Genomic DNA, 22,016 nt, shown 5'->3' on the forward strand with positions numbered 1-22,016 from the left:
AGTCTACGAAACGAAAATGACAGAACCATTACGCAAAAATGACAGTAAACGTGAATTGCCGGGTAGCGGCCTGGCCTTACCCGGCAACAAGACTAGACGCGATCCTTCCACACCGTCTGCACATTACAGAACTCATGCAGACCAAAATGAGAAAGCTCTCGCCCGAAGCCACTCTTCTTCACCCCGCCAAACGCAACGCGCGCATCGCTGGCGCTGTAGCCGTTGATAAACACCCCGCCACACTCCAGCTCGCGCGCAAAGGTTTCAGCCAGCGCATCGTTCGCGGTAAAGACCGTCGCCGATAAGCCAAAATCGCTGTCGTTAGCCAGCTGCAACGCATGCGCCGCATCCTTCGCGACGGTAATCGCGGCCACCGGGCCAAACAGTTCCTGACGGAAGGCCGTCATCTGTGGGGTGACGTCGCCGAGTACGGTTGGCGCATAATAGTTACCGCTCCCGGCAAGCTTCTCTCCGCCGAGCAGCAGGGTCGCTCCTTCCGCCAGCGTCGCCTGCACCTGCTGATGCAGTTCATCGCGAAGATCAAATCGCGCCATCGGGCCAATATAGTTATCTTCCTCATCCGGTGCGCCCATCTTCAGCGCCTTGACCGCGTCAACAAAGCGTTGGGTAAAGGCGTCCGCCACGCCCGCTTCCACAATAAAGCGTTTCGCCGCCGCGCAAACCTGCCCGGTATTCTGATAACGTCCGGCCACCGCCGCGTTGACGGCCAGATCCAGATCGGCATCGTTCAGAACGATAAACGGATCGGAGCCGCCCAGCTCCAGCACGCATTTCTTCAGCGCCGCGCCCGCCTGCGCGCCAATTGCCGCACCAGCCCGAACGCTGCCGGTTACGGTCACCGCCGCGATACGACGATCGTTAATCGCCTGACTGACGCCGTCATTCGTCGCATTCACCCAGCCAAAGACCCCCTCCGGGAAACCGGCATCCGCGAACACCTTCCCGATCAGCTCCGCCGAGCCGAGCACATTTGGCGCATGTTTAAGCAGATAGCTGTTCCCTGCCAGCAGGATCGGCACCGCACCGCGCAGCACCTGCCAGAGCGGAAAGTTCCACGGCATAACAGCCAGAATCGGCCCCAGCGGGCGGTACTCAATCACCGCATTATCGACCTGGGTAGATTCCCGGTGCAGCATCGCCGGGCCGTGTTCAGCGTACCAGTCGCAAAGGCTGGCGGACTTAGCCACCTCCGCACGCGCCTGCATAATGGGCTTGCCCATCTCCCGGGAGATAGTCTGCGCCATCTCTTCCGCACGACTACGCAGCGCCGCACCCAGATCGCGAAGTTTTTGCGCCCGGTGCGCCACGCTTTCGCGTCGCCACTGACGAAAACCGGTATCCGCCTGCGCAATGGCACGCTCAACGTCACCGGACGTTGCCCACGGGTAAGCAGCCAGCGTTTCGCCGGTAGCCGGGTTGACAGAGTGGGCATGGGTAGCAGATGAATAGGTCATGATGTTCTCCACGTAATAACAGTTGATTGATTGTGGCCTACTCTGCTATTTCTTAAAAATGAATAATACTCACCACCTTATTCACGAATCGAGAACGGTATGGACTTAACACAGCTTGAGATGTTTAACTCCGTCGCACTGACCGGCAGCATTACCCAGGCGGCGCAGAAGGTACACCGGGTGCCGTCAAACCTCACCACCCGCATCCGACAGCTAGAAGCGGATCTCGGCGTGGAACTGTTTATTCGCGAGAATCAGCGCCTGCGGCTTTCCCCCGCCGGGCACAATTTTTTGCGCTACAGCAAGCAGATCCTGGCGCTGGTTGACGAAGCGCGAATGGTCGTCGCCGGGGATGAACCGCAGGGATTATTCTCGCTCGGCGCGCTGGAAAGTACCGCCGCCGTGCGCATTCCGGAAAGTCTGGCGCGGTTTAACCAGCGCTATCCGCGCATTCAGTTTGCGTTGTCCACCGGGCCTTCCGGTACGATGATTGACGGCGTGCTTGAGGGGACGCTCAGCGCCGCCTTTGTCGACGGGCCGCTCTCGCACCCGGAACTGGAAGGGATGCCGGTTTACCGGGAAGAGATGATGCTGGTCACCCCTGCGGGTCACGCAGAAGTATCAAAAGCCACGCAGGTGAGCGGCAGCGACGTGTATGCCTTTCGCGCCAACTGTTCTTACCGGCGTCATCTGGAGGGCTGGTTTCATGCCGACCGGGTCACGCCGGGAAGGATCCATGAGATGGAGTCCTATCACGGGATGCTCGCCTGCGTGATTGCCGGGGCAGGCATTGCGCTAATGCCCCGCTCCATGCTGGAGAGCATGCCGGGGCATCATCAGGTGGCGGCGTGGCCGCTGGCGGAAAACTGGCGCTGGCTCACCACCTGGCTGGTGTGGCGACGCGGGGCGATGACTCGCCAGCTTGAGGCGTTTATCGCGCTGCTGAACGAGCGTCAGCCACCAGCGCCCAGTTGTTAATGTTGAACGTAGTCCTGGAGTCGAAGGAAAATTTTCCCCTTCATATACAACGTGGCCTGCCCGCCAATCAGCACGCGGTCGCCTTTCAGCTCGCAGCGCAGATCCCCGCCGCGCAAGGAGACCTGGCGGGCCGACATCTGCGTTTTACCGAGCTTTTCGCTCCAGTACGGGATCAGCATGCTGTGAGCTGATCCCGTCACCGGATCTTCCGGCACCCCTTCCCCCGGGCAGAAGAAGCGGCTGACGAAATCATACTCATCCCCCGGCGCCGTAACGCAGACCATTTTCCCCAGCGGGAGCATAGCCGCGATATCCGGCGTCAGCGCCTCCACCTGCCGCTGGCTGTCGAGCACCACCATGTAGTCACGCCCCACACGCACCTCGTTTGCCGCGTTAATGCCCAGCGCGCTGAACAGCACTGCGGGTGGAGTATCGACAACCTCAGTTGACCACGCCGGGAAATTAAGCGTCAGCCAGTCGCCGCTGCGTTATACCGTCAGATCGCCGACAAAGCGCGTGGTGAAGGTGATTTCCGTATGCGGATAATCCAGGTATTCGAAAATAACGTGAGAAGCCGCGAGGGTTGCGTGGCCGCAGAGGTTTATTTCATCCTGCGTGGTAAACCAGCGCAGTTCAAACCCGTTATCCGTTCGGACAAAGAACGCCGTCTCTGACTGATTATGCTGCTTCGCCATCTTCAGCAGCGTCTCATCCGGCAGCCACGCTTCCAGCGGACACACCGCCGCCGCATTGCCACCGAACGCCCTGTCGCTGAAGGCATCTACCAGATAAAAATCAATTTCCTGCATCGTTTGTTCCTCTTAGATTTATTCAGCGCAGAAATACTGTGCCCTTCAGATACAGCGCCGCCTGCCCGCCCATCCGCACGCGGTCGCCCTTGAGTTCGCAGCGTACGTCGCCACCACGGGCAGAAACCTGGCGGGCAAACATCTGTGTTTTGCCAAGCCGTTCACTCCAGTACGGGATCAGCATGGTGTGCGCGGAGCCGGTGACAGGATCTTCCGGCACGGCCACGCCTGGCGAGAAGAAACGGCTGACAAGGTCGTATTCCCCCTCGTCCCGGGCAGTGACGGCCACTTTATGCTCGCCCGGCGTCATGGCGGAAAAATCCGGATTAAGGGCTTCTACCTGCTCGCGGCTCTCCAGTACCAGCACCCAGGCGCGGCCTTTTCGCGCCTCGACGTAGTGGCTGATACCAAGTGCGGTGAGCATCTCCGGTGGCGGCGTCTGTGCCTGCGTCGGGCAGGCCGGGAAGTCCAGCGTCATCCAGTCACCTTCGCGGCTGACGGTCAGGCGACCAGAGGCGGTGTCGAAATGAAGGCGTGAGTCCGGATAATCCAGTTCGTTAAACAGAACATACGCCGCGGCAAGCGTCGCGTGACCACATAAATTCACCTCGGTGAGCGTGGTGAACCAGCGCAGCTCGATCCCCCCTTTGGTACACACAAAAAACGCGGTTTCCGACTGGTTATGTTGTTGTGCCATCCGCAGTAACGTCTCATCCGGTAGCCACGCGTCGAGCGGGCACACCGCCGCCGGGTTGCCGCCGAAGGAGGACGCGCTGAACGCATCTACCAGATAAAAATCAATCTCCTGCATCGTGTTACCGCCTGTTTTTGTTGTGTTGTTCTTTATCTTCGATGAAAACACCCCCGTTCGCTACCGCTGCATGAAGGTAAATTTTGTGATTCACATCACATAACGGTTGAGTTTTCGCCGTTTAAGGCTTTAAGATCGTCTCCTCATCTTTCAGGCAACGAATCCCAGATATCCCTATGACAACACACACGGTTTCCCGCAGGGTCGCGTGGCTACGCGTGGTCACGCTCGCCATCGCAGCGTTTATTTTCAACACCACGGAATTTGTTCCGGTTGGGCTGCTGTCCGACATCGCCGCCAGCTTCCATATGGAAACGGCACAGGTTGGCATTATGCTGACCATCTATGCATGGGTGGTGGCGCTGATGTCGCTGCCGTTTATGCTGCTGACCAGCCAGATGGAACGTCGTAAGCTGCTGATTGGGCTGTTTGTGGTGTTCATTGCCAGCCATGTGCTGTCATTTATGGCATGGAACTTTACCGTGCTGGTCATCAGCCGCGTTGGCATCGCGTTTGCCCATGCCGTTTTCTGGTCGATCACCGCGTCGCTCGCCATTCGTCTGGCTCCGGCGGGAAAACGCGCCCAGGCGCTGAGCCTGATTGCCACCGGAACGGCGCTGGCGATGGTGTTAGGCCTGCCGATCGGGCGCATTGTGGGACAATATTTCGGCTGGCGCACCACCTTCTTTGCCATCGGCATGGGGGCGCTGATCACCCTGGTGTGTCTGATCAAACTGCTGCCAAAACTGCCCAGCGAACACTCCGGCTCGCTGAAAAGTCTGCCGCTGCTGATGCGTCGACCGGCGCTGATGAGCATCTATCTGCTGACCGTGATTGTGGTGACCGCCCATTACACGGCCTACAGCTATATTGAGCCGTTTGTTCAGGTTGTGGCGGGCTTTAGCGCTAACTTTGCTACCGTTCTGCTGCTGATCCTGGGCGGCGCGGGGATTATCGGCAGCATCCTGTTCGGGAAGCTGGGCAATCAGCACGCGTCTGCGCTGGTAAGCAGTGCGATTGGTCTGCTGCTGGCATGCCTGCTGTTACTGATGCCTGCGGCAGGCAGCGAGAGTCATCTGGCGATCCTCAGTCTGTTCTGGGGCGTGGCAATCATGATTATTGGTCTGGGAATGCAGGTCAAAGTGCTGGCGCTGGCCCCGGACGCCACGGACGTCGCGATGTCGCTCTTCTCAGGGATTTTTAATCTGGGGATTGGCGCCGGTGCGCTGGTGGGAAATCAGATCAGCCTGCATGTATCGATGTCGGCCATTGGCTATCTCGGGGCGATTCCGGCGCTGATCGCGCTGATCTGGTCGGTGCTTATCTTCCGTAAATGGCCGGTCGCGATGGAAGAACAGACCAGCCACGGTTGACGTTTGTTGTGCCGGGTGGCGGCTTCGCCTTACCCGGCCTACGTTATTACGGACTTGTAGGCCGGGTAAGCGCAGCGCCACCCGGCAACGTTCTCAATGATACGTCTTAACAATCTCCAGCACGCCGTTAATAATAAACTGCACGCCCATACAGACCAGCAGGAAACCCATCAGACGGGAGATAGCTTCAATCCCCCCCTTGCCCACCCAGCGCATAATCGCCCCGGAACTGCGCAATGATCCCCAGACGATAATGGCGATAAGCGCAAAAATGATCGGCGGCGCAACGGTAATAACCCAGTGCGGGAATGTCGACCCATCACGCACCGTTGACGCGGAACTGATGATCATCGCAATCGTCCCCGGCCCTGCCGTGCTCGGCATGGCTAACGGCACAAACGCGATGTTGGCGCTCGGTTCGCTTTCAAGCTCCTCCGATTTGCTTTTGGCTTCCGGGGATTCGTGCGCTTTGTGCGCCGGGAACAGCATCCGGAAACCAATAAAGGCCACGATCAGCCCGCCAGCAATACGCAGACCGGGAATCGAAATACCGAAGGTATTCATCACCAGCTGCCCGGCGTAATAAGCCACCATCATTATGGCAAAGACATAGACAGAGGCCATCATCGACTGCTGATTGCGCTCTGCGCTGTTCATGTTCCCCGCCAGCCCCAGAAAAAGCGCCACCGTCGTTAACGGGTTCGCCAGCGGCAGCAACACCACCAGCCCAAGTCCCACTGCTTTAATCAAATCCAACATAATGCACCGCAGTCCTTATCCTTATTCAACATCGCAATTATAGGGGCAAATCTTCGTCCGGAGCCATCCGCGCAGCGTAACCATAATTGTCTCGCGTAACTGATAACCCCAGATTATCTATATGGTTTAAAAGCGTACAGAATGTGTTCCTGAAGCGTTTTAGCATTTCGTGGCATCGGCCGATCCATTCAGTTGACTTATACTTGCCTGAGCAATAATATCTGCCGTGACTAAACTACTTGCCAGGGCAACCATTGTGAAAAGCACCAGTGACCTCTTTAACGACATAATCCCACTGGGTCGTCTTATTCATATGGTTAACCAGAAAAAAGATCGCCTGCTCAATGACTATCTGTCACCGCTGGATATCACCGCAACACAGTTCAAAGTGCTGTGTTCCATTCGCTGCGAAGTGTGTATCACGCCGGTTGAGCTGAAAAAGGTGCTCTCTGTCGATCTGGGTGCGTTAACCCGCATGCTGGATCGTCTCGTCTGTAAAGGATGGGTAGAACGAAGCCCTAACCCGAATGACAAACGTGGCGTACTGGTGAAACTGACCAGCGATGGCGCGGCCATGTGTGAGCAATGTCATCAATTAGTAGGACAAACACTGCACCAGGAACTGACAAAAAACTTAACGGCAGATGAAGTGGCAACGCTTGAGCTTTTACTCAAGAAAATCCTGCCGTAAACAGAAAAAGAGGTATGACGATGTCCAGACGCAATACTGACGCTATCACCATTCATAGCATTTTGGACTGGCTCGAAGATAACCTGGAGTCTCCACTCTCCCTTGAGAAAGTGTCTGAGCGTTCAGGTTACTCAAAATGGCACCTGCAACGGATGTTTAAAAAAGAGACCGGCCATTCATTAGGACAATATATTCGCAGCCGCAAGCTGACGGAGATTGCCCAAAAACTGAAAGAAAGCAATGAGCCGATCCTCTATCTGGCGGAACGCTACGGATTTGAATCGCAACAGACCCTGACGCGTACGTTCAAGAACTACTTTGACGTGCCGCCTCATAAGTACCGTATTACCAGTATGCCGGGTGAATCCCGTTATCTGTATCCGCTAAAACATTGCAGTTAATCATCGCCTGTTAAGACGTAACCGAGGAAATCATGAAATTTATCGCCTCCGCCGCCCTCACCTTGCTGGTGCTGGTTTCCGGCCAGAGCTTTGCGGAGCAAACCCCCAGTGCGGGGCAGCAAAATAATCGTGACACCATGATTATGCCGTCCACGCAAAACCAGTCGCCATGGGACTTCAATCATATGGGCGCTGGCAGCGACAAATCCGACGAATTAGGCGTGCCGTATTACAACCACGACCTGTAATTCGTTTTTGCCCCGCTCATGCGGGGCTTTTTTCAGCCTTAACCCCGCACCCGCGTCGCCCGACGCACCCGCAAGCCAAAGACGTTGATATACAGCCCGGCCATAATCAGCCCTGCGCCACACAGTTGCAGCGCGCTGAGCGTTTCATCCAGCAACAGGGCGGCGCTGGCAAGCCCGACCACCGGTACCAGCAGCGATAACGGCGCCACGCGCCAGGTTTCATAGCGTCCGAGCAGCGATCCCCAGATACCATAGCCAATGATTGAGGCGACTAACGCCAGGTAGATCAGCGACAAAATGGTCGTCAGGTCGATCTCCACCAGGCTTTTCAGCATCGCCTGCGGCCCCTCCAGAATAAACGACGCGGCCATAAACGGCACGATGGGGATCAACGCGCTCCAGACCACCAGCGATAAGACCGCCGGACGCGCCTCGTGCTGCATTATCAGCTTGTTAAAGATATTGCCGCACGCCCAGCTCAGCCCCGCCGCCAGGGTGAGCATAAAGCCCAGCAGCGCGACATGCTGACCGTTAAGGCTGCCTTCAATCAGCACCAACACGCCAAAGACCGCCAGGCTAATGCCCGCCAGCTGCTTGCCCTGCAAGCGTTCGCCGAAGACAAACGCGCCGAGAATGATGGTAAAGAACGCCTGCACCTGAAGCACCAGCGAAGCCAGGCCCGCAGGCATACCGAATTTGATGGCGCAAAAAAGAAACGCAAACTGACCAAAGCTGATGGTAAGGCCGTAGCCCAGCAGCAGTTTCAGGGGAATTTTCGGGCGGGCAACGAACAGCAGCGCCGGGAAGGCCACCAGCAGGAAGCGCAGCCCCGCCAGCATCAGTGGAGGCATGTTGTGCAACCCCATTTTGATGACCACAAAATTGAGTCCCCACACCACGACAACCAGCAACGCTAACAGCCCGTCTTTCCGCGTCATTTTCCGCCCCTGAATTATTAAAATTTTGTAAACACTTCAAGGTAACAGAAAAAATAGCCCGGCGAGAAGATCATTAATTCTGGTACTGGAGAGAAGCACCTGCGGATAAATTGGGTGCTATACAAGCTGCCGATCCCATGATAATCCTGTAATAACACAACAAAAAAAGCATAAGCATTTGTCGGGCAGGAAAATGAAACCATCAATCAGGCGCTCAACCGCAGCGCTGCTGGCATCGTCATTGTTATTAACAATTGGCCGCGGGGCAACGCTGCCCTTTATGACCATATATCTCACACGCGTGTACGATATGAGCGTGGAGAATATTGGCTATGCCCTGACCGTGGCGTTGACCATTGGCGTGGTGTTTAGCCTGGGGTTTGGCATCCTGGCGGATAAGTTCGACAAAAAACGCTATATGCTGATCGCCATCGTGGCCTTTATTGCCGGGTTTGTGGCGATTCCGCTGGTGAATAACGTGACGCTGGTGGTGCTGTTCTTTGCCCTGATTAACTGCGCCTATTCCGTCTTCTCAACGGTGCTGAAAGCATGGTTTGCCGACGTGCTGACCTCCAGCGAAAAGGCGCGCGTTTTCTCACTCAACTACAGCTTCCTGAACATCGGCTGGACGATCGGACCGCCGATCGGCACCCTGCTGGTGATGTACAGCCTGCAACTGCCGTTCTGGCTGGCGGCCTTCTGCGCCGCACTGCCGCTCGGGTTTATCCATTTCTTAGTGCAGAAAAGCATAGCCTCAGACAGCCCTGAGGAGAAAATGCCGTGGCAGCCCTCGGTGCTGCTGAAAGACCGGGCGCTGTTCTGGTACACGCTCTCCGGCCTGCTGGCGTCGTATGTGGGTGGATCGTTCGCCACCTGCATTTCCCAGTATGTCCTCGCCGCACATGCGGACAGCGATTTCGCAGAAAAGGTGGTAGCCGTTGTGCTGCCCGTCAACGCGGCGGTGGTTGTCACCCTGCAATACGCGCTTGGACGTAAGATCACCGCCAGCAATATCCGTCCGCTAATGACCGCCGCGACGCTTTTTTTCATCCTCGGGCTGGGCGGGTTTATGCTTTCCGGCGAGAACCTGATTTACTGGGGGATCGCGGCGGCGATTTTCACCCTGGGTGAAATTATTTATGCACCGGGTGAATACATGCTGATCGACAATATCGCCCCGCCGGGCATGAAGGCGAGCTACTTCTCCGCCCAGGCGCTGGGCTGGCTCGGCGCGGCGGCGAACCCGATGATCACCGGGCTCATCCTGACTCATCTGCCGCACTGGTCATTATTCATCATTATGATGGCCGCCATCATTGCGGCGTGGCTGATGATATTGCGCGGGATGCGCGTGAAAAGTGAAGAGAGCGTGTCGGGTGGCGCTGCGCTTACCCGACCGACAAAACCCTAATCGTAAGCCGGGTAAGGCGAAGCCGTCACCCGGCAAAACCCACAGCTTAGTGGTGCAACATCTCCTCCACCACCTGCTCTTTGTACATCTCATTCGGGTAGTAGGTCGGCCAGTTATCCATCTCTTTCAGCAGCGCCTCGTGGGAGGTGTTGCCCATAAAGAGATGGAAGTGAGAAGAGGCTTTCGGCCCGATGATATGGTCGCTGAACTGCACAAACTTAGGCGCCTGGCTCGCGTTATCCTTGCACTCAAACAGGTAGCGCACGCCTTTTTTCCCCGACGCATAGGTCAGAATTTTGTAGCCGCTGTAATCGTAGCGGCAGCTGCTCACCGTTTTGCCCCGGTGGAATTCCATCACATTGTTTTCAATGCCGATGGCGTCCACGTCCGTCGCGTACCCCTTGCGGTAGTAGGCCTTCACCTCGGCAGCGGATTTTTCCCCCTTCTGCGCTTTCTTTTCGAAAACCGGGTCCAGCGAGCCATCAAGCAGGAACGGATAAACGGACTGCCAGGTCCCGTCCCAGTCAGACAGCTTCCTGTCCCTGACGTCTTTATCCTCAAAGACGCCGTTTGCCGCCTTCTGTTCCGCCTCCGTCATCTGATGACCGTGCGAATGGGCAAAAAGCGAGCCGCTTACCAGCAGCGTTCCCAGAGTCAGCGCAATTTTTGCAAGTTGTGCAGCCACAGCAAAATCCTCATTCCGTTTTATAAGAACAAGGATGTTATATTATAACATTTCAGATCGCAACCAGCCCGCGAACGCCCTCCTGCTCCATGTTCTCCCCGCGCCCCTGCTGGACGATGCTGCCGCGCGACATCACCAGATAGCTGTCGGCCAGCTCTGCCGCAAAATCATAAAACTGCTCCACCAGCAGGATGGCCATATCCCCCCGGTTCGCCAGGCTGCGGATCACCTGCCCAATCTCTTTAATCACCGACGGCTGAATACCTTCCGTGGGTTCATCCAGAATCAGTAACCGTGGACGGCTCGCCAGCGCGCGGCCAATCGCCAGCTGCTGCTGCTGACCACCGGAAAGATCGCCTCCGCGTCGGTGCTTCATCTCCTTCAGCACCGGGAAAAGCTGCCAAATCTCCTCCGGCACGCTCCTTGCGTTTCCCGCAGAGAAGCGCGACAGCCCCATCAGCAGGTTTTCTTCTACGGTCAGACGCGGAAAAATCTCCCGCCCCTGCGGAACATACGCCACGCCGGACTGCACCCGCTGGTGCGGTTTACTGTGAGTGATGCTCTTTCCCTGCCAGACCACCTCCCCGGCTTTCACCGGGATCAGCCCCATCAGGCACCTCAGCAGCGTGGTTTTGCCCACCCCATTGCGCCCCAGCAGGCAGGTCACTTCCCCGACGACCGCCTCAAAGCTCACCCCGCGCAGAATATGACTTCCGCCGTAGTACTGATTCAGTTCGCTAACCTGTAACATCACCACTCCTTAACGTCCCAGATAGACGTCAATCACCTGTTCATTGGCCTGTACCTCGCGAAGCGAACCTTCCGCCAGCACGCGCCCCTGATGCAGCACCGTGACGTGGTCGGCGATGGTCTCAACGAAACCCATATCGTGCTCAACCACCATCAGCGAATGCTTGCCTGCCAGGGTGCGGAACAGCTCGGCAGTGTATTCCGTCTCTGCGTCGGTCATACCGGCGGCGGGTTCGTCCAGCAGTAACAGGTGCGGGTCCTGCACCAGCAGCATGCCGATCTCCAGAAACTGCTTCTGTCCGTGGGAAAGCAGTCCGGCACGGCGATCGCGCTCGCTGCCAAGCCGCAGCAAAACCAGCATCTCATCAATGCGGTCGCGCTGCTCGCCGCTGAGCGTGGCCCGCAGGCTCGCCCAGACGGACCTGTCGGCTTTCATGGCGATTTCGAGGTTTTCCCCTACGGTCAGCGCTTCAAACACGGTCGGCTTCTGGAACTTACGGCCAATACCCTGACGGGCGATGGCCGCCGGTTCCAGGGCTGTCAGATCGATGGATTGGTCGTAAATAGCTTTCCCGCTTTTTGGCCGGGTTTTGCCGGTGATCACGTCCATCAGCGTGGTTTTACCGGCGCCGTTAGGGCCAATGATGCAGCGCAATTCTCCGACGCCGATGTTCAGCGAGAGATCGGTCAACGCCTGAAAACCGTCGAAACTGACGTTAATGGCCTCAAGCTGCAACACCGGATCGGTCTGCTCGCGGTAACGGTCGCCCGGTAGCTGGCGGGTAAAGAGTCCTTCAGAGGGCTGCATTAATTCTCTCCCTTACGAAACAGACCGAACACGCCGCGCGGTAAAAACAGCGTCACGGCGATGAAAATCAGCCCCAGAAACAGCTGCCAGTACTCCGGCATCGCCACGGTGAAAAAGCTCTTCGCACCGTTGACCAGCGCCGCGCCAATCACCGGGCCCACCAGAGTGCCGCGTCCACCCAGCGCTACCCAGATGGCCGCTTCAATCGAGTTGGTCGGCGACATTTCACCCGGGTTGATAATGCCCACCTGCGGAACGTACAGCGCTCCCGCCAGGCCACACAGCACGGCGGAAAGCGTCCAGACCAGCAGCTTGAAACCGCGCGGATCGTAGCCGCAGAACGTGAGACGGTTTTCCGCATCGCGCACCGCCGTTAAAATGCGGCCAAATTTACTCTTCGCCAGCGCATAGCCTGTGCCCAGGGCCAGAAGCAGCAGCATGACCGTCGCGAGAAACAGCGCGATCCGCGTGGTGGTCGCCGTGACGGAAAACCCGAGCAGCGTGGTAAAGCCGGTAAAGCCGTTATTGCCGCCAAAGCCCGTTTCGTTGCGAAAGAACAGCAGCATGCCCGCGTAGGTCAGCGCCTGAGTCATGATGGAGAAATAGACCCCTTTGATCTTCGAGCGGAAAGCAAACCAGCCGAAGACCAGCGCCAGCAGGCCGGGTATCGTCACAATTAACACCAGAGCCCAGGCGAAATGCTGCGTTCCCCACCAGAACCAGGGCAGTTCGCTCCACGAGAGAAACGACATAAACGCGGGCAGCCCATCTCCGGCCGCCTGGCGCATCAGGTACATGCCCATCGCATAGCCGCCCAGGGCGAAGAATATGCCGTGCCCCAGCGAGAGCATACCGGCATAGCCCCAGACCAGATCGAGGGCCACGGCGACCACCGCGTAGCAGAGGATCTTGCCGATGAGCGTCAACATCCACGTGGAAACGGCCAGCGGATGGGTGGCGGGCAACAGCGCGAGAAAAGGCAGCACCAGCAGCGCCGCAACCAGCAGACTGCCGAAGATTTGCGTGGTGCGCGGTGCCCTGCGCGCCAGTGTTAAGGTCAATGGCTGGCTCATCAGTCTGTCACCCTCCCTTTGAGTGCGAATAACCCCTGCGGACGTTTCTGGATAAACAGAATGATCGCCACCAGAATCAGGATTTTGCCCAGCACGGCGCCCATCTGCGGTTCAAGAATTTTATTGAAGATCCCCAGACCAAAGGCCGCCGCGACGCTACCGGCCAGCTGGCCGACGCCGCCGAGCACCACCACCAGGAACGAATCAATGATGTAGCCCTGGCCCAGCTCCGGTCCCACGTTCCCCAGTTGGGACAACGCCACACCCCCCAGCCCGGCAATGCCGGACCCGAGGCCAAACGCCAGCATATCTACCCGTCCGGTGGGGACGCCGCAGCAGGCCGCCATGCTGCGGTTTTGCGTCACCGCCCGCACGTTCAGCCCCAGACGCGTTTTATTCAGAATGAGCCAGGTGAAGAACAGCACCAGCAGCACAAACCCGAGCACCACAATGCGGTTCCACGGTAGCGTCAGGTTGGCGAAAACCTGCACCCCGCCGGACAGCCAGGCCGGGTTTGCAACCTCAAGGTTCTGAGCGCCAAAGGTCATGCGCACCAGCTGGATAAGCATCAGGCTGATCCCCCAGGTGGCGAGCAGGGTTTCCAGCGGGCGGCCATACAGATGGCGGATCACCGTGCGCTCCAGCACCATCCCGATACCTGCCGTCAGGCAAAACGCCACCGGCAGCGCCACCACCGGATAAAGCGCCAGCCACTGAGGCATCCACTGCGCCATCACCTGCTGCACCATCCAGGTGGCATACGCCCCGAGCATCAGCATTTCGCCGTGGGCCATGTTAATCACCCCCAGCAGACCATAGGTGATAGCCAGCCCGAGCGCGGCCAGCAAGAGTACCGACCCCAACGACAGACCCATGAAGGCCTGCCCCAGCAGTTCGCCCCACATCAGCCGGTGCTGAATACGGTCCAGGCTCTCAGCGGCGGCGGCACGTACTCGTGCGTCCGGCTCGGTTTGCGCCCGGGTGAATGGCGTCAGCGTGGCCTGCACGTCCGGATCGTCAGACTGTCCCAACAGTTCAACCGCGTTAAGGCGCGTTTCCGCCTGCGGACTCGCCAGCTGAAGATTTGCCAGCGCCAGCCTCAGCGACTGCCGGGTGACGTCGTCCGTTTCGCGATTAGCCCGCTGTTGCAGAAACCCGAGCATATCCGGCTGGGCGTCACGCTGAAGCTGCCGTGCAGCATGACGTCTTTCGGTGACACTGTCACTGACAAGCTGATGCGTCGCCAGCGCCGTGACGGTTAACACGCGCAGCCGGTTGGTCAGCCGCACGGCTTTGGTCGTTCCTTCGGCGCGTTTTGCCGCGCCCAGGGCAACCATTTCACCGTCGATGCGGGTAAAAGCCTTCTTCTGGCTGTCGGTGTAGAGGTTCTCCTGTTGCAGCGCCTTAAGCAGCGGCAAACGTGCAGGTTCCGGCGTGGCTGCCCAGCGGGTCAGCATGGCGGTCTGCTGGCTACGGCTAGCGGCAACGAAATCATCGGCATCCGATGCCTGCGCCATCCCTGGCAGCAGTCCGGTAAGCCACACAATCGCAATCATCATGCGTATGGCGTTCATGACGTCTCTCCCTGGTGGTGGCTTAGTTGCTGGCGGTTTTCATCGGCTGGTCAGGCTTTTTGTCATTCCCGGCGATAAACGGGCTCCACGGCTGAGCGCGTACCGGTTGTTCGGTCTGCCAGACGACGTTGAACTGGCCGTTGCCTTCGATTTCACCAATCATGACGGGCTTATGCAGGTGGTGGTTGGTGGCATCCATGGTCAGCGTAAAGCCGGACGGCGCGTTGAACGACTGACCCGCCATTGCCGCGCGCACTTTGTCCACGTCGGTTGTCCCCGCTTCTTCAACCGCCTGCGCCCACATATGCAGGCCGACGTAGGTCGCTTCCATCGGATCGTTGGTGACGACGGTATCGGCATTCGGCAGCTTATGGGCTTTCGCGTAAGCTTTGTAGGCCGCGACAAAGGTCTGGTTGGTCGGGTTATCGACGGATTCAAAGTAGTTCCACGCCGCCAGGTTACCCACCAGCGGTTTGGTATCAATGCCGCGCAGTTCTTCCTCGCCCACCGAGAACGCCACCACCGGCACGTCCGTGGCTTTCAGCCCCTGGTTCGCCAGCTCTTTATAGAAAGGCACGTTGGAATCACCGTTGATGGTGGAGACCACCGCCGTTTTACCGCCCGCAGAGAATTTCTTGATACTGGCGACGATGGTCTGGTAATCGCTATGACCAAACGGGGTGTAGACCTCTTCAATATCTTTATCTTCCACGCCTTTCGAGTGCAGGAAGGCGCGCAGGATCTTGTTCGTGGTGCGCGGGTAAACGTAGTCCGTTCCCAGCAGGAAGAAGCGTTTCGCGCTGCCGCCGTCCTCGCTCATCAGGTACTCCACCGCCGGGATCGCCTGCTGGTTAGGCGCCGCGCCGGTATAGAAGACGTTAGGTGACATCTCTTCACCTTCGTACTGCACCGGATAGAACAGCAAACCGTTCAGCTCTTCAAAAACCGGCAGAACTGATTTACGCGATACGGAGGTCCAGCAGCCAAACACCACGGCGACCTTATCCTGGCTCAGAAGCTGGCGCGCTTTTTCAGCAAACAGCGGCCAGTTGGATGCCGGGTCAACCACCACCGGCTCCAGCTTTTTCCCGAGCACGCCGCCTTTGGCGTTGATTTCGTCGATGGTCATCAGGGCGACATCTTTCAGGGGCGTTTCTGAAATGGCCATCGTGCCGGAGAGTGAGTGCATGATCCCGACTTTAATGGTCTCTGCGGCCTGGACGCCAAAACTGACTCCCATGGCGACCACGGAGGCGGACAAGGCGAACGCTTTTATAAAGGTACGACGGTGCATATTTTCACTCCTGAAAAAGAAAGCTGTGCGAAGACGTCCGTTACCGCCCGGACGCAGAAAAAAGTAACGTCAGTTTCAGGAGAGCAAAAAGGGTGCCAGGTTGCAGAGGCAGGATTTAAACGGGTTCGAAGAGAGGATCTACGGGAAACGACTCAGAATGGTACAGCGCTGCACTGTAATAATGCAGCGCTGTGAACGATGTTACCAGACGTCGCTGGCGATTTGCGTCACCAGGCGAACTTTATCCCACTGCTGGGCTTCGCTCAGGCTGTTACCCTCTTCCGTGGAGGCAAATCCGCACTGTGGGCTGAGGCAAATCTGCTCTTTCGCCACGTAGCGCGCGGCCTCTTCCAGACGCGCTTTCACCCCTTCCGGGTTCTCCAGCTCACCGTGCTTGGTGGTGATCAGCCCCAGAACCACCTGCTGTTTACCCGGTCGCACAAAACGCAGTGGCGCGAAGTCGCCGCTACGGTCGTTGTCGTACTCCAGGAAGAACGCATCGACGTTCACCGTACCGAACAGCACCTCCGCCACCGGCTCATAGCCGCCTTCAGAAATCCAGGTTGAGCGGAAATTACCGCGGCAGACGTGTAGCCCGATGGTCAGATCGTCCGGTTTGCCCTCAAGCGCCTTATTCAGCACCCGGGCATAGGTTCGGGCAAGTTCGTCTGCATCGTCACCGCGCTCGCGGATCTGGCGGCGCTGGTCTTCTGAACAAAGGTAGGCCCAGACGGTATCATCCAGTTGCAGATAGCGGCAGCCTGCATCGTAAAAGGCCCGAATGGCATCGCGCCAGGTGGTCGCCAGATCGTCAAAGTAATCTTTCTGATCCGGGTAGACCGTGGCATCAATATCCTTGCGGCCACCGCGGAAGTGCAGCACGCTCGGGCTCGGAATGGTCATCTTCGGCTGTGCGTTACCGCTGATGCTTTTGAGGTAGCGGAAATCTTCCAGCATAGGATGATCGCCGAAGCCCAGTTTGCCCGTTACGCGCACGCCATGCGCTTTGGTCTGCACCCCGTTGAACTGAATGCCCTGCTGCGAATCATAACGTTCCACGCCCTGTAGCCCGTCAAAAAAGTCAAAGTGCCACCAGGCGCGGCGGAATTCACCGTCCGTTACCACATGCAGACCGCAGGCGCACTGCTGCTCGACAACATGGCGAATGGCCTCGTCCTCAACCGCGCGAAGCTGACCGGCATCGATCTCACCGCTGGCGAATTGCAGACGGGCCTGTTTAATGGAATCCGGGCGTAAAAAACTGCCGACTACATCGGCGCGGTACGGGGCGTGGTGTCGCTGCATGGAAATCTCCTCTGTCTGTCGGCGTTAATTGCCCACAGTGATAATTCATCTCTTGAACCTTTAGACTTCTGGATGTCTAAACGTCCTGAAAAGATGTCATACCGACTCGCCGCCGACAAACGAGAAAATTTCATCTGTGTTGAAATAAATTCATGTTCACAGAGCGGGTGATGAAGATCCCGCAAACGCGAACCGCTCATCTTCCCAGCCGGTCATGCCCCCGAGCATAATCTTGACCGGCAAACCCAGTCGCGCCAGCTTCAGCGCCGCCCTGTCCGCCCCGTTGCAGTGCGGGCCTGCACAATAGACGACAAACAGCGTGCCCTCTGGCCACGCTTTCATCCGCTCGGCGGTGATCTGGCTCCAGGGTAAATGCAGCGCGCCGGGCAGATGCCGCCGGGCAAAATGTTCAGGCTTTCCGACAACGTGCAGCAGAACAAAGTCCTGCTCTCCGTTGGATACCGCGTGATGGACATCGGCGCAGTCCGTCTCGACGCTCAGACGACGCAGGAAATGCCCCACGGCTTCCTGCGGTTCAGCAGCCGGAAATTCAGTAACATAGCTCATGAATCTTCCTCATTTGTGGTGTTTGTGTTAACACTACTCTATCCCTTAATTCAGCCCATGAATGCGTCCGCCTATGCCAGATAACAGCAAAAAGATGACAAACTTAAGACATCCCTCGCCGCGCGCGGTCGTGCTGGCATATGACGGTTTATGTACCTTTGAGTTTGGCGTGGCGGTAGAAATCTTTGGCTTGCCGCGCCCGGAGATGGGCGATGACTGGTATCAGTTCGCCGTGGCGAGCGTGGATGACGGCGAACTCCGGGCAACGGGCGGGATCCGTATTCTGGCCGATGGCGATCTGGGTCTGCTGGAAACGGCGGATCTGGTTGTCGTACCCGGCTGGCGAGGGCTGGACGAACCCGTACCCGACGCGCTCTGTCAGGCGCTCCGTGCGGCGTATGCCCGGGGTTGTCAGCTACTCTCAATCTGCTCTGGCGTTTTCGTTCTGGCAGCCTCAGGCCTGCTTGACGGGCGGAAGGCAACCACCCACTGGCGCTACACGCAAGCTCTGAAAACGCGCTATCCCGCCATCACCGTGGTCGACGATGTGCTCTACCAGGACGAAGGCGATATTCTCACTTCCGCCGGAAGCGCCGCAGGGATTGATCTGTGTCTGCATGTGGTGCGCCGGAATTACGGGATGGAGGCAGCAAACCGCGTGGCGCGTCGGCTGGTGATCCCGCCCCATCGGGACGGCTCGCAAACCCAGCAGCTTAGCCGACCGGTGGCTCAGTTGCGGGAGAGCCAGCGCCTGGGCCAGCTGTTTGATTATCTTCACCAGCATCTGGCCGTTTCCCATACCGTCGAATCGCTGGCCCTGCGGGTGGGTATGAGTCAGCGCACCTTTCTGCGCCGTTTCCAGGACGCGACCGGAACAACGCCCGCGCGCTGGTTATTGACTGCGCGATTGCAGCGGGCAAAAGATTATCTCGAAAACAGTCGGCTCAGCATCGACAATATTGCGGAACAAACCGGATTTGGACAAAGCGCCACACTGCGCCACCATTTCCGGCAGCAATTTGCGCTTTCGCCCGCGCAATATCGCAAACAATTTTTACAGCCGGTACGATAAACGGGCAAAAAAAAACCGCCATAATCTGGCGGTAAATGCTTGCATGGATAGATTTGTATTTTGGTATCTACGCTCCGGTATTCCATACCGGGATGTGGATCACCTGCAATCTACCACTGTGAGCCTCAACGAAGCATAAACGAATCGATTAACCCGCTTTGGTATTAATTTGCAGATAACGCATCAGTCCCTGCTCTGCACTCTGGCGGGCATCATCATTAATCGCTTCGAGATAAAACGCACGAGAGACCCCATACGGCGCCTGCTCGGATGGGTAAACGGCGAACTGGAAGGTTTTGCCCCTCGCCTTATTGGTACAGCCCAGCTCCCAGCGATCTTCACTTACCTGGGTGCTATTACATTCGACACGTCCGTAATCGCTGGTTAAATACGATCCGACACGGCTTTTTGCTGACTGAATATATTCAGGTTCTTCATTTGAATAGATGCTGGCCGCAGCACCCACCGCAACCACTACGCCCAGAAGTGATAGCACGATTATTTTTTTCATTTATTCGATCCAATCCTTAGCCAGAAAAATCTTATTGTAAATGATTTCCCAATAAATCTAGCTTCTCTTTGCATACCAGAAATGGGAGTTTACAACGGCGATATTGCTTTTAAGAATAGTCTTAAGCGCATCTTAATGCGACCACAATTTTTGACAGTCTATTTTCTCAAATTTAAAGAGTCGAATAATTACTCTATGAAATTATCCCTACGATGACCGTAGCGTATTTTCAGGGGATAAAGGATGTTCAGAAAAGAATTTTCGCTACTGCTGGTGATTAGCGCCCTGTTCTCAGGGCAGATTATGGCGGAGCACAAAGGGCATGAATTTGTGTATGTGAAAAACGCCGACCATCAGCTTCGTCATGAAGCTGACAGCGACGAGTTACGCAGCGCGGCTGAGGAGTCTGCGGAGGGGTTGCGCGAGCACCATGCCTGGCAGAAATCGCGCAAACCGGATACCCACTCTGCGGGTTAGCTGCCTTTACGCTTCGGCAGGGTCTTCATCAAATCGTCAGGGCTGACGGAGGCCACAATGCTTCCCGGAGGCGGCATTTTGAAGATGTGATTCTTCATCTTGCCGATAACGTGCATTTCACACGGACGGCAGTCAAACTTCAGCGTCAGCACTTCATCGCCATTCACCAGCTGCATCGGCGTCGCTTTCCAGCTTTTAATATTGCCTTTCGCCTGTTTCGGACAAAGGTTAAAGGCAAACCGCAGGCAGTGTTTGGTGATCATCACCGGCACATCGCCCTTCTCTTCATGCGCTTCATACGCGGCGTCAATCAGCTGCACGCCGTGACGATGATAAAACGCACGCGCTTTGTGGTTGTAAACGTTCGCGAGGAACGAGAGATGCGTGTCCGGGTAGACCGGCGCAGGCACCGCTTCGGCCTTACGGCTGCCGCGCGGATAGTTTGCCAGGCGTGCTTCATCCAGCATCTCGGCTGTTTCACGGCGGAACTGGTTCAGCAGGCTGTTCGGCACGAACAGCGCGTCCGGCAGATTCACCTCAATATTGCGCGCGTAATAAATGGTCTGCCCCAGCTTCGCCACGCCATCTTTAAGGTTGCTAAGCGCTTTCTCCGCATTGTTCGCCACCTCGAACAGGCCGTCGAGCGTATGCGTCACGCTGATACCGTCTTCGCAGGTCATGGTCAGGATCAGCTGCTCTTCCCAGCCCCCCAGCGCGATATCCACCGCAATGCGGCGCTCGCTGGAGGTCTTGAGCAAGGCCTGCTGCCAGTTGTGATCCAGGTTACGGTTAAGCGCCGCATTAGGACGGGCTTTGTAGAGATCGGCAGGCATTTCGTTCGGCCAGACGCGATAGCGATTTTCGCCGGTTTTCTCCACCGTATTGGCACGGAAACCCACCACTTCACGTTTGATCATCACGTTGAGACCATCGCCATTCGCCAGCGGCTCTGTAACCTGAACGTCAATATGATCTTTCGCCACTTTCAGCACTTCACCCACCGGCAGGCCGATAAACTTCGGTGAATCGAACGCGCCAATATCCCCTTTACGGGCATTCACGAAATAGTCCGTGCTGCCACGGTGGAAGGTCTTGTCCGTCGACGGAATAAAGAAATGCTCTGTACGACCGGCGGAGGCGCGCGCCAGGTCACCGCGATCGTCGATGATGGCATCCAGCATCTGACGATAATGAGCGGTGATATTTTTCACGTAGCTCATGTCCTTGTAGCGCCCTTCAATTTTGAAGGAGCGTACACCGGCATCAATCAGCGCGCCGAGGTTGGCCGTCTGATCGTTATCTTTCATCGACAGCAGGTGCTTTTCGAATGCCACCACGCGGCCCTGATCGTCTTTCAGGGTATACGGCAGACGGCAGGCCTGAGAGCAGTCGCCCCGGTTAGCGCTGCGCCCCGTCTGGGCGTGAGAGATATTACACTGCCCGGAATAGGCTACACACAGCGCACCGTGGATAAAGAATTCAATGGTCGCGTCGGTCGCCTGGTGGATATCGCGGATTTGGTTCAGGTTCAGCTCGCGCGCCAGAACAATTTGCGTAAACCCGACGTCCGAAAGAAACTTCGCCTTCTCAACGGTGCGGATATCGCACTGGGTGCTGGCGTGCAGCTCAATCGGCGGGATATCCAGTTCCAGAACGCCCATATCCTGAACGATCAGGGCGTCAACGCCGGTCTGGTAGAGATCGGCAATCAGACGCTGCGCGGGCTCAAGCTCATCATCATGAAGAATGGTGTTCAGGGTCACGAACACCTTCGCCCCGAAACGGTGGGCGAACGGGACCAGCTCGGCAATGTCGCGCAGGCTGTTGCTGGCGTTATGACGGGCACCGAAGCCAGGGCCGCCAATGTAAACGGCATCTGCTCCGTGAAGAATGGCTTCACGGGCAATGGCGGCGTCGCGGGCCGGGCTTAGCAGTTCAAGATGATGGGAGTGCAGGCGCATACTTCGTCGTTATCCGTTATGGTCAAAATGGCGGCTATTGTAGTC

22 protein-coding genes and 1 pseudogene are annotated in these 22,016 nt (G+C 57.2%); 8 read left to right on the plus strand and 15 right to left on the minus strand.

What is annotated here, in order from left to right; all coding sequences use genetic code 11:
- Window positions 1-92 precede the first annotated feature (92 nt).
- A complete protein-coding gene (sad, locus tag RHN82_RS21480; protein WP_047050925.1) occupies window positions 93-1,475 on the minus strand; it encodes a succinate-semialdehyde dehydrogenase in 1,383 nt (460 codons plus the stop codon).
- A 99-nt stretch (window positions 1,476-1,574) separates the two neighbouring features.
- Between sad and ptrR the strand changes: the two genes are divergently transcribed.
- On the plus strand, window positions 1,575-2,453 hold the full coding sequence (ptrR, locus tag RHN82_RS21485; RefSeq protein WP_047050924.1) for a putrescine utilization regulator PtrR: 879 nt from the start codon (window positions 1,575-1,577) through the stop codon (window positions 2,451-2,453).
- Here the strand turns inward: ptrR and RHN82_RS21490 are convergent.
- Both RHN82_RS21490 and RHN82_RS21495 read right to left on the minus strand, forming a co-directional pair.
- A pseudogene (locus RHN82_RS21490) lies at window positions 2,450-3,262 on the minus strand (PhzF family phenazine biosynthesis protein). The gene ptrR and the pseudogene RHN82_RS21490 sit on opposite strands and share 4 nt — an antisense overlap.
- A 22-nt stretch (window positions 3,263-3,284) precedes the next feature.
- Window positions 3,285-4,073 carry a PhzF family phenazine biosynthesis protein gene (locus tag RHN82_RS21495; RefSeq protein ID WP_047050923.1) on the minus strand — a complete coding sequence of 263 codons (789 nt, stop codon included), beginning with the start codon at window positions 4,071-4,073 and terminating at the stop codon, window positions 3,285-3,287.
- A 176-nt stretch (window positions 4,074-4,249) separates the two neighbouring features.
- Between RHN82_RS21495 and RHN82_RS21500 the strand changes: the two genes are divergently transcribed.
- On the plus strand, window positions 4,250-5,446 hold the full coding sequence (locus tag RHN82_RS21500; protein ID WP_003857178.1) for a sugar transporter: 1,197 nt from the start codon (window positions 4,250-4,252) through the stop codon (window positions 5,444-5,446).
- Window positions 5,447-5,539: 93 nt separating this feature from the next.
- Here the strand turns inward: RHN82_RS21500 and RHN82_RS21505 are convergent, their stop codons facing one another.
- The gene (locus RHN82_RS21505; protein WP_003857180.1) at window positions 5,540-6,205 is read right to left on the minus strand and encodes a MarC family NAAT transporter; all 666 of its coding nucleotides are present in this window, start codon (window positions 6,203-6,205) and stop codon (window positions 5,540-5,542) included.
- Between the two features lie 256 nt (window positions 6,206-6,461).
- Here RHN82_RS21505 and marR point away from each other — a divergent pair, with 256 nt between their 5' ends.
- The 3 genes from marR to marB are packed head-to-tail and all read left to right on the plus strand — an operon-like array spanning window position 6,462 to window position 7,545.
- Window positions 6,462-6,896, plus strand: coding sequence for a multiple antibiotic resistance transcriptional regulator MarR (gene marR, locus RHN82_RS21510; protein ID WP_003857182.1), 435 nt, complete (start codon window positions 6,462-6,464; stop codon window positions 6,894-6,896).
- Between the two features lie 20 nt (window positions 6,897-6,916).
- Window positions 6,917-7,297: an MDR efflux pump AcrAB transcriptional activator MarA gene (marA, locus tag RHN82_RS21515; RefSeq protein ID WP_072252199.1), complete on the plus strand. Its 381-nt coding sequence runs from the start codon at window positions 6,917-6,919 to the stop codon at window positions 7,295-7,297.
- Between the two features lie 32 nt (window positions 7,298-7,329).
- Window positions 7,330-7,545, plus strand: a complete 216-nt coding sequence (gene marB, locus RHN82_RS21520) for a multiple antibiotic resistance protein MarB (protein ID WP_003857184.1) — start codon at window positions 7,330-7,332, stop codon at window positions 7,543-7,545.
- A gap of 38 nt (window positions 7,546-7,583) precedes the next feature.
- Here the strand turns inward: marB and eamA are convergent, their stop codons facing one another.
- Entirely contained in the window at window positions 7,584-8,483 is a 900-nt protein-coding gene (gene eamA / locus RHN82_RS21525; protein WP_047050918.1) for an O-acetylserine/cysteine exporter, read from the minus strand.
- 193 nt (window positions 8,484-8,676) lie between these two features.
- Here eamA and ydeE point away from each other — a divergent pair, with 193 nt between their 5' ends.
- On the plus strand, window positions 8,677-9,894 hold the full coding sequence (ydeE, locus tag RHN82_RS21530) for an efflux MFS transporter YdeE (RefSeq protein ID WP_047050916.1): 1,218 nt from the start codon (window positions 8,677-8,679) through the stop codon (window positions 9,892-9,894).
- A gap of 46 nt (window positions 9,895-9,940) precedes the next feature.
- Here ydeE and zinT read toward each other — a convergent pair whose 3' ends face one another.
- From zinT to RHN82_RS21570, 8 genes are all read right to left on the minus strand, one after another.
- On the minus strand, window positions 9,941-10,579 hold the full coding sequence (zinT, locus tag RHN82_RS21535) for a metal-binding protein ZinT (protein ID WP_047050915.1): 639 nt from the start codon (window positions 10,577-10,579) through the stop codon (window positions 9,941-9,943).
- 52 nt (window positions 10,580-10,631) lie between these two features.
- Complete coding sequence (gene urtE, locus RHN82_RS21540; RefSeq protein WP_015570540.1) at window positions 10,632-11,330, minus strand: urea ABC transporter ATP-binding subunit UrtE; 699 nt, start codon at window positions 11,328-11,330, stop codon at window positions 10,632-10,634.
- A 9-nt stretch (window positions 11,331-11,339) separates the two neighbouring features.
- Window positions 11,340-12,137, minus strand: a complete 798-nt coding sequence (gene urtD, locus RHN82_RS21545; RefSeq protein WP_015570541.1) for an urea ABC transporter ATP-binding protein UrtD — start codon at window positions 12,135-12,137, stop codon at window positions 11,340-11,342.
- Window positions 12,137-13,210: an urea ABC transporter permease subunit UrtC gene (gene urtC, locus RHN82_RS21550; RefSeq protein ID WP_047050913.1), complete on the minus strand. Its 1,074-nt coding sequence runs from the start codon at window positions 13,208-13,210 to the stop codon at window positions 12,137-12,139. Before urtC ends, urtD begins: the two co-directional genes overlap by 1 nt.
- Window positions 13,210-14,784, minus strand: coding sequence for an urea ABC transporter permease subunit UrtB (gene urtB, locus RHN82_RS21555; protein ID WP_049019451.1), 1,575 nt, complete (start codon window positions 14,782-14,784; stop codon window positions 13,210-13,212). Before urtB ends, urtC begins: the two co-directional genes overlap by 1 nt.
- Before the next feature lie 22 nt (window positions 14,785-14,806).
- Complete coding sequence (gene urtA / locus RHN82_RS21560; protein WP_047050910.1) at window positions 14,807-16,078, minus strand: urea ABC transporter substrate-binding protein; 1,272 nt, start codon at window positions 16,076-16,078, stop codon at window positions 14,807-14,809.
- 201 nt (window positions 16,079-16,279) lie between these two features.
- Window positions 16,280-17,383, minus strand: coding sequence for a cobalamin-independent methionine synthase II family protein (locus RHN82_RS21565; protein ID WP_047050909.1), 1,104 nt, complete (start codon window positions 17,381-17,383; stop codon window positions 16,280-16,282).
- A 156-nt stretch (window positions 17,384-17,539) separates the two neighbouring features.
- The gene (locus RHN82_RS21570; RefSeq protein ID WP_047050908.1) at window positions 17,540-17,950 is read right to left on the minus strand and encodes a rhodanese-like domain-containing protein; all 411 of its coding nucleotides are present in this window, start codon (window positions 17,948-17,950) and stop codon (window positions 17,540-17,542) included.
- 73 nt (window positions 17,951-18,023) lie between these two features.
- Here RHN82_RS21570 and ftrA point away from each other — a divergent pair, with 73 nt between their 5' ends.
- On the plus strand, window positions 18,024-19,022 hold the full coding sequence (ftrA, locus tag RHN82_RS21575) for a transcriptional regulator FtrA (protein WP_047050907.1): 999 nt from the start codon (window positions 18,024-18,026) through the stop codon (window positions 19,020-19,022).
- 148 nt (window positions 19,023-19,170) lie between these two features.
- Here ftrA and RHN82_RS21580 read toward each other — a convergent pair whose 3' ends face one another.
- Complete coding sequence (locus RHN82_RS21580) at window positions 19,171-19,533, minus strand: hypothetical protein (RefSeq protein ID WP_015570547.1); 363 nt, start codon at window positions 19,531-19,533, stop codon at window positions 19,171-19,173.
- A gap of 243 nt (window positions 19,534-19,776) precedes the next feature.
- Between RHN82_RS21580 and RHN82_RS21585 the strand changes: the two genes are divergently transcribed.
- Complete coding sequence (locus RHN82_RS21585) at window positions 19,777-20,010, plus strand: DUF2554 family protein (protein WP_015570548.1); 234 nt, start codon at window positions 19,777-19,779, stop codon at window positions 20,008-20,010.
- Here the strand turns inward: RHN82_RS21585 and RHN82_RS21590 are convergent.
- The gene (locus RHN82_RS21590) at window positions 20,007-21,971 is read right to left on the minus strand and encodes a U32 family peptidase (RefSeq protein ID WP_047050905.1); all 1,965 of its coding nucleotides are present in this window, start codon (window positions 21,969-21,971) and stop codon (window positions 20,007-20,009) included. The two genes, RHN82_RS21585 and RHN82_RS21590, sit on opposite strands and share 4 nt — an antisense overlap.
- Window positions 21,972-22,016 lie beyond the last annotated feature (45 nt).

The sequence above is a fragment of the Enterobacter cloacae complex sp. EB5 genome (genome assembly GCF_031432835.1).
Taxonomy (GTDB): Bacteria; Pseudomonadota; Gammaproteobacteria; order Enterobacterales; family Enterobacteriaceae; genus Enterobacter; species Enterobacter hormaechei_C.

What these genes read in the sequence shown, in the direction of transcription:
- sad (WP_047050925.1), bottom strand. Translation starts at nt 1,475, where the DNA reads ATGACCTATTCATCTGCTACCCATGCCCACTCTGTCAACCCGGCTACC.
- ptrR (WP_047050924.1), top strand. Translation starts at nt 1,575, where the DNA reads ATGGACTTAACACAGCTTGAGATGTTTAACTCCGTCGCACTGACCGGC.
- RHN82_RS21495 (WP_047050923.1), bottom strand. Translation starts at nt 4,073, where the DNA reads ATGCAGGAGATTGATTTTTATCTGGTAGATGCGTTCAGCGCGTCCTCC.
- RHN82_RS21500 (WP_003857178.1), top strand. Translation starts at nt 4,250, where the DNA reads ATGACAACACACACGGTTTCCCGCAGGGTCGCGTGGCTACGCGTGGTC.
- RHN82_RS21505 (WP_003857180.1), bottom strand. Translation starts at nt 6,205, where the DNA reads ATGTTGGATTTGATTAAAGCAGTGGGACTTGGGCTGGTGGTGTTGCTG.
- marA (WP_072252199.1), top strand. Translation starts at nt 6,917, where the DNA reads ATGTCCAGACGCAATACTGACGCTATCACCATTCATAGCATTTTGGAC.
- marB (WP_003857184.1), top strand. Translation starts at nt 7,330, where the DNA reads ATGAAATTTATCGCCTCCGCCGCCCTCACCTTGCTGGTGCTGGTTTCC.
- eamA (WP_047050918.1), bottom strand. Translation starts at nt 8,483, where the DNA reads ATGACGCGGAAAGACGGGCTGTTAGCGTTGCTGGTTGTCGTGGTGTGG.
- ydeE (WP_047050916.1), top strand. Translation starts at nt 8,677, where the DNA reads ATGAAACCATCAATCAGGCGCTCAACCGCAGCGCTGCTGGCATCGTCA.
- urtE (WP_015570540.1), bottom strand. Translation starts at nt 11,330, where the DNA reads ATGTTACAGGTTAGCGAACTGAATCAGTACTACGGCGGAAGTCATATT.
- urtD (WP_015570541.1), bottom strand. Translation starts at nt 12,137, where the DNA reads ATGCAGCCCTCTGAAGGACTCTTTACCCGCCAGCTACCGGGCGACCGT.
- urtC (WP_047050913.1), bottom strand. Translation starts at nt 13,210, where the DNA reads ATGAGCCAGCCATTGACCTTAACACTGGCGCGCAGGGCACCGCGCACC.
- urtB (WP_049019451.1), bottom strand. Translation starts at nt 14,784, where the DNA reads ATGAACGCCATACGCATGATGATTGCGATTGTGTGGCTTACCGGACTG.
- urtA (WP_047050910.1), bottom strand. Translation starts at nt 16,078, where the DNA reads ATGCACCGTCGTACCTTTATAAAAGCGTTCGCCTTGTCCGCCTCCGTG.
- RHN82_RS21565 (WP_047050909.1), bottom strand. Translation starts at nt 17,383, where the DNA reads ATGCAGCGACACCACGCCCCGTACCGCGCCGATGTAGTCGGCAGTTTT.
- RHN82_RS21570 (WP_047050908.1), bottom strand. Translation starts at nt 17,950, where the DNA reads ATGAGCTATGTTACTGAATTTCCGGCTGCTGAACCGCAGGAAGCCGTG.
- ftrA (WP_047050907.1), top strand. Translation starts at nt 18,024, where the DNA reads ATGCCAGATAACAGCAAAAAGATGACAAACTTAAGACATCCCTCGCCG.
- RHN82_RS21580 (WP_015570547.1), bottom strand. Translation starts at nt 19,533, where the DNA reads ATGAAAAAAATAATCGTGCTATCACTTCTGGGCGTAGTGGTTGCGGTG.
- RHN82_RS21585 (WP_015570548.1), top strand. Translation starts at nt 19,777, where the DNA reads ATGTTCAGAAAAGAATTTTCGCTACTGCTGGTGATTAGCGCCCTGTTC.
- RHN82_RS21590 (WP_047050905.1), bottom strand. Translation starts at nt 21,971, where the DNA reads ATGCGCCTGCACTCCCATCATCTTGAACTGCTAAGCCCGGCCCGCGAC.